Genomic DNA, 6,118 nt, shown 5'->3' on the forward strand with positions numbered 1-6,118 from the left:
CGCACCAGGCCGGCGCTGGCGGCCAGCGGCTGAAGCGTGTCCTTGCCGGGCAGCACGGCCACGTGGCCGAGGCCGCCACAGCTGGGGCAGGCACGACCGAACAGCTCGTAGATGTTCTGCCCCTGGCGCTTGCGGGTGAGTTCCACCAGACCCAGCTCGGTGAGCTGGGCGATCTGTGGGCGGGCCGAGTCGTCGCGCAGAGCCTGGGTGAAATGCTCCAGCACCTGCAACTGATCGCGGCGCGAATCCATGTCGATGAAATCGACGATCACCACCCCACCGATGTTGCGCAGTTTCAGCTGACGGGCGATCTCGGTGGCCGCCTCGCAGTTGGTCCACAGCACCGTCTCGCGGGCATTGGCCGAGCGCGTGAAGGAGCCGGAATTGACATCGATCACGGTGAGCGCCTCGGTGGGCTCGATGATCACGTAACCCCCGGAAGGCAGATCCACGCGCGGCCGCAGGGCATCTCGGATCGCCGCATTGACCTTGTAATGCTCGAGGATCTCGGTGGGGTCGTCATGGGACTCCACCGCCACATTGGTGTGGTCGGTGCCGAGATAGGCATTGGCGCGGGCCACGGCCTCGGCGGTGTCAACCACCACCCGCACCACCTCCGGCGAGTAGAGATCGCGCAGCACCCGATGCACGAAGTCTTCGTCACGGTTGAGCAGCACCGGCGGACTGGCGGTCTCGGCGGCAGCCTGGATCGCCTCCCACTGCCGCAGCTGAGCCTCGAGGTCGTCGATCAGCAACTCCTCGCTCACCCCCTCCGCCTCGGTGCGGATCAGCAGGCCGGCACCTGGCGGCTTGATCAGCACACCAAGGGCCCGCAGCCGGTTGCGCTCGTTCTCGCCGTTGATACGGCGGGAGATGTTCACACCCTGACCGTGGGGCTGCAGCACCAGGAAGCGCCCCGGCAGGGTGAGGTTGCCGGTGAGTCGCGGGCCCTTGGTGCCGGTGGGTTCCTTCATCACCTGCACGAGCACCTTCTGGCGAGGCTCGAGCAGCTCGGTGATGCCGGCGGTGCCCTTCTTCAGCCGCAGCGGGCCGAGATCGGTGACATGGATGAAGCCGTTCTTCTCACTTTCACCGATGTTGACGAAGGCCGCATCGATACCCGGCAACACGTTTTCAACCGTGCCGAGATAGACATCACCAATCTGGTAGCGGCCCTGGGCCACCACCAGCTGATCAACGCGGTCGTCGTGGAGAACTGCGGCGATCCGCAATTGCTCGGCAATGACGATCTGCTGGGGCATAGGGGAGGAGGCTGGGCCGCAAGGAGCCCTGCCGGGGGTAAAGACTGATTGAGGCCTGTTCAGATCCTGTGGGGGACCGACTGCCTGGGGCAATGCTGCAAGAACTGCTGGACAGACTCAGCTGAATGGATTCAGCCGCGCATCAATGCCGCGGAGCAGTGGGGCAAGAGGAAAAAATCTGTCCTCCGCTGTTCCGGCATGGATCCGGATCCGGGAGGTTGTCTGCGCTGAAGCAGCCAAGGCGCTGCAGAATTGCGGCGGGCAGCTTGAAGGCAAACAGCTCTTCGCCTTGGCCGGAAACTAGCACGGCTTCAGCACCAGGGCCTCCCGCCGCACGGCGGTCGGGGTCAGGGGCCGCTGCAGAAGTTCCCCCAGCCAGTGAGCGAGCTGCTCGGGCCGAAGGCTGCGGCCGGAGCCGTCGATGCCGGCCTCCAGCACCAAGGCGGCGCGCCTGCCATCCGCGCCGATCTCCAGCAGCTCGAGGCGACGGAGGGCCTCACGGCAGTCGCGCTGCCGGGGCGGCCCTTCTTGTCGGTGTCATGCCAGAGCAGGGCNGGGCGATCCAGCAGCTGATCGATGGCGCTCTGCCAGGCCGTGGGCGCGAAGCCGGACGGGGCCAGCGCCGCGGCCTGCAGGGTGAAGCGCCAGCGGGCCGCCTCCAGCTCCTGGCTGAGGCTGGGCCCGAAGCTGGGCACCACCGCCGCCGAGAGCAGCTGCAGCCCCGGGGGCAGCTCGGCCTGCAGACGCTCACGCACCACGCCAGGTTCCAGCGGGGCGGTGAATTCAAGATCGAGCCACTCGCCCGTGCCCTCCACGCCCAGCGGCAGGGGCAGGGCGATCTGCAACCGCGGCAGGGGATGAAAGCCGCCGCTGAAACTCACCGGCAGGCCGGAACGGCGCAGGGCCCGCTCCAGCAGCCTCAGCAGATCGAGGTGGCTGATCAGGGCGAGGGAACCGGTCTTGGCGAAGCCGATCCGCAGCCGGCACACCCGCTCGCTGGCCGGGGCCCGCTGGGGTAGGGCGGGCGGCACCGGCGGCGGCGGGATGACCACGTTGTGGCCGAGTTCCGGGCCGCAGACGCCGCAGCTGCTGCAGGCGTCGAAGGAGCAGTCGGGCACCACAGCAGCCGCCAGCGCCCGCTGCAGGTCGTCGGCCAGCCAGCGCTTGTCGAGCCCCGAATCGATGTGATCCCAGGGAAGGGGCTGGCGGCAGAACGCCTCCAGATCGGCTGCCGCCATGGCTTCCACGGCGCTCCAGGTGCCCAGCTCCAGCTGGCGGTAGCGACCGGCCAGTCCAGCGGCCTCGATGGCCCCCGTCCAGGCGGCGTGGCTGCGATCGGCCGACTCGAACCAGGCATCCATGCCGGCGCCGGCGCGCCAGGCGGCCTCGATCACCGCTGCCAGGCGGCGATCGCCACGGCCGATGAAGTCCTCGATCGCCGAGAGGCGCACATCGGTGAAATTGGTCTTGATGCCCCTCAGCTGGCGCAGAGCCGTGCGCAGGAGCTCCTGACGCCGCCGGAATTCGGCGCTGCTCACGCTGTGCCACTGGAACGGCGTGTGGGGCTTGGGGGTGAAGTTGGAGATCGTGAGGTTGAGCTCCAGGCGCCCCAGATCGGTGCACTGCAGCTGCAGGGATCGGCAGGTGTCGGCGATGCCGAGCACATCGGCGTCGGTCTCGCCCGGCAGGCCGATCATGAAGTAGAGCTTCACCTTGCGGTAGCCGCTCTCCATGGCCGTGCGGATGCCGGCGAGCAGCTCGGCATCGGTGAGGCCCTTGTTCACGATGTCGCGCAGTCGCTGGGTGCCGGCCTCGGGCGCGAAGGTGAGGCCGCCCCTGCGGGTGCCGCCGAGGATGTGGGCGATGTTCCGGTCGAAGCGATCGACCCGCTGGCTGGGAAGGGTGAGGCTCACGTTCTGGTCGGCCAGCCGGTTGCGCAGCTCCACCCCCACGGCCGGCAGGGCCAGGTAGTCGGAGCAGCTGAGCGAGAGCAGCGAGAAATCGCTGTAGCCGGTGCGGCGCATGCCCTCCTCCACCGCCTCCACCACGGCCTCGGGCTCCACGTCGCGGGCAGGGCGGGTGAGCATGCCGGGCTGGCAGAAGCGGCAGCCGCGGGTGCAGCCGCGGCGGATCTCCACGGTGAGCCGGTCGTGCACCGTTTCGATATGGGGCACCAGACCCATGGCGTAGTGGGGCATCGGTGTGGCGGTGCGCCGCTGGATGCGCCCCGGCAGAGCGGGCTCCAGCGGCTCGATGCTCACCCCATCGGCGCCGGGGCCGTAGAGAGCAGGCACATAGACGCCCGGCACCAGGGCCAGATCCCTCAGCAGCGCCGAGCGGCTGAGGCCGGCGGCGCGGGCCTCGGCCACCACCAGGCCGATCTCCGGCAGCAGCTCCTCGCCGTCGCCGAGGGCGATGAAGTCGAAGAAGGCGGCGAAGGGCTCGGGGTTGCTGGTGGCGGTGGGGCCGCCGGCGAAGATCAGCGGCGGCGCCTCGGGGTGGCTGAGCGGCAGGTCGCCCCGCTCGGCGGCACGCAGGGGGATTCCGGCCAGATCCAGCATCTCGAGGATGTTGGTGCCGCCCAGCTCGTAGCTGAGCGAGAAGCCCAGGATGTCGAAGGCCGCCAGGGGCCGGCGGCTCTCCACCGCGAACAGGGGTGCGCCGCGCTGCCGCAGCCGGGCGGCCAGATCNGGCGCCGGCAGGTAGCTGCGGTCGCACAGCTGACCGGGAACGCTGTTGAGGATCGAATAGAGAATGATGTGACCGCTGTTGCTGGCCCCCACCTCGTAGACCTCGGGGTAGGTGAGCGCCCAGCGCACGCCGGCGGCCGCCCAGGCCTGATCCCAGTCGCGCGGCTGCACCCCGAGCTCGTTGCCCAGGTAGCGGGCCGGCTTGCCGATGCCCAGGTCCACCAGGGCTTCGAAATCGACGGGGGAGGCGACCGTCACGGATGCCGGTGGCATGGGGCTGGCTCGATCGTATGCAGCACACCCCGCCATAGGACAATCCGGCCAGTTCAACGGCGGNCCCGGGGCCCCTCCCGCGATGGTGCAGGTCAACGGCAACTACCTCAAGCTCAAGGCGGGCTATCTGTTTCCCGAGATCGCCCGGCGGGTGAAGGCCTTCAGCGAAGCCAATCCCGAGGCACAGGTCATCCGCCTGGGCATCGGCGATGTGACCGAACCGCTGCCGGAGGCCTGCCGCACCGCCATGAAGGCAGCGATCGATGAGATGGGCACCCGCGAGGGGTTTCATGGTTATGGCCCCGAGCAGGGCTACCTGTGGCTGCGCGAGGCCATCGCCCAGCACGACTTCCAGGCTCGCGGCTGCCGGATCTCCGCCGAGGAGATCTTCGTGTCCGACGGCAGCAAGTGCGACAGCGCCAACATTCTCGACATCCTGGGCGAGGGCAACCGCATCGCCGTGACCGATCCGGTGTATCCGGTGTATGTGGACAGCAACGTGATGGCGGGCCGCACCGGCGAGGCCGATGCCGCCGGCCAGTACGGCGGCCTCACCTACCTGCCGATCAACGCCGAGAACGGCTTCACGGCCCAGATCCCCAGCGAACCGGTGGATCTGATCTACCTCTGCTTCCCCAACAACCCCACCGGCGCGGTGGCCACCCGAGAGCAGCTCAAAGCCTGGGTGGACTACGCCCGCACCCATGGCGCCCTGATCCTGTTCGACGCGGCCTACGAGGCCTTCATCCAGGATCCCGGGCTGCCCCACTCGATCTACGAGATCGAAGGCGCCCGCGACTGCGCGATCGAGTTCCGCTCCTTCTCCAAGAACGCCGGCTTCACCGGCACCCGCTGCGCCCTCACCGTGGTACCGCGGGGGCTGATGGGCACGGCCGCCAATGGCGAGCAGGTGGAACTGTGGGGTCTGTGGAACCGCCGCCAGTGCACCAAGTTCAACGGCGTGAGCTACATCGTGCAGCGCGGCGCCGAGGCGGTGTATTCGCCCGAGGGCCAGGCCCAGGTGAAGGGCCTGATCAGCTTCTACATGGAGAACGCCGCGATCATCCGCCGGGAGCTGAGCGCCGCCGGCCTGGCGGTATATGGCGGCGAGCAGGCTCCCTACGTGTGGGTGAAGACGCCGGCGGGCGTGGATTCCTGGGGCTTCTTCGATCTGCTGCTCAGCCGGGCCCATGTGGTGGGCACCCCCGGCAGCGGCTTCGGTGCCGCCGGCGAGGGCTACTTCCGCCTCTCGGCCTTCAACAGCCGCGCCAACGTGGAGGAGGCGATGCGGCGCATCCAGGCGGCGCTGGCGGGCTGAAGGCCCCGCCAGCGCCGCAGCCGCATCCGGCAGACTCGTGTGATCGCCGTTGCCGAGAGCCCTCGCCCCTTCGGCCGGTCCACCCCGACATCACGGAGATGCCCCAAGCCCACCCGACCCGAGCCACCCAGAGCCCCGGCCGCGAGGGCGGCCCGGCAGTGATGGAGAAGGCGCCGGAGCGGGTGCGCAAGCCATCGCCCCGCTACCGGGTGCTCTTGCACAACGACCCGGTGAACAGCATGGACTACGTGGTGACCACCCTGCGCCAGGTGGTGCCGAGCCTCAGCGAGCAGGACGCCATCGCCGTGATGCTGGAGGCCCACAACACCGGCGTGGGCCTGGTGATCGTGTGTGACATCGAGCCGGCCGAGTTCTACTGCGAGAGCCTCAAGGCCAAGGGGCTCACCAGCACGATCGAGCCGGAGGAGTGACCCCCCCCTCCGGCGGCGGCCCCCGCCCCCTGGGCACGCTGCTCTACGTGCCCCTGCTTTATGGCGCCGGCTGGCTGCTGGCGCGGCCCCTGGCGCTGCTGGCTCCGACCTGGCGGCCGGACCAGGTGGATCTGGCGGGCGCCG

At 69.2% G+C, this 6,118-nt stretch carries 3 protein-coding genes and 1 pseudogene; 2 read left to right on the top strand and 2 right to left on the bottom strand.

The features are described from left to right. On the bottom strand, positions 1-1,262 hold a 1,262-nt coding region (locus SYNGFB01_RS09585), incomplete at its 3' end, for an Rne/Rng family ribonuclease (protein WP_048017852.1). Between the two features lie 300 nt (positions 1,263-1,562). Beyond that, positions 1,563-4,225, bottom strand: a pseudogene (locus SYNGFB01_RS09590) (TIGR03960 family B12-binding radical SAM protein). 82 nt (positions 4,226-4,307) lie between these two features. On the opposite strand from SYNGFB01_RS09590, the gene SYNGFB01_RS09595 reads away from it, so the two are divergent. Next, entirely contained in the window at positions 4,308-5,543 is a 1,236-nt protein-coding gene (locus tag SYNGFB01_RS09595; protein WP_048017853.1) for an LL-diaminopimelate aminotransferase, read from the top strand. Between the two features lie 98 nt (positions 5,544-5,641). Further along, positions 5,642-5,974, top strand: coding sequence for an ATP-dependent Clp protease adapter ClpS (gene clpS, locus SYNGFB01_RS09600; protein WP_048017854.1), 333 nt, complete (start codon positions 5,642-5,644; stop codon positions 5,972-5,974). Positions 5,975-6,118 lie beyond the last annotated feature (144 nt).

The organism is Synechococcus sp. GFB01, from assembly GCF_001039265.1.
Classification (GTDB): domain Bacteria; phylum Cyanobacteriota; class Cyanobacteriia; order PCC-6307; family Cyanobiaceae; genus NIES-981.